Origin of the sequence: Pseudoalteromonas sp. S2755 (genome assembly GCF_005886535.1) — a bacterium.
Classification (GTDB): domain Bacteria; phylum Pseudomonadota; class Gammaproteobacteria; order Enterobacterales; family Alteromonadaceae; genus Pseudoalteromonas.
The window spans coordinates 1-221 of record NZ_PNDS01000256.1; the positions used below are offsets into that span (position 1 = coordinate 1).

At 43.9% G+C, this 221-nt stretch carries 1 pseudogene; it reads right to left on the bottom strand.

From position 1 onward, the window contains the following. Nucleotides 1-221, bottom strand: a pseudogene (locus CWC03_RS23710) (hypothetical protein); the annotation flags it as partial.

Genomic DNA, 221 nt, shown 5'->3' on the forward strand with positions numbered 1-221 from the left:
CGGTTGCTTCGACTTCCGCTACGTCTTCCAACGTAATTACTTTGCCAGAGCTAGCACCTCCTTCTTGACTGTCTTTGCTACAATCTTCTCTTACCTGGGAAATCACTGCAGGCTCTGATCGTAAAACCGTTGAAGTTGGACTAACACGGTCATTTGTTAAATCAACATAGCTATCGCCAGTTTGAGTACTAAGAGGGGGAGATTCATTTTTAAGGTCAGTA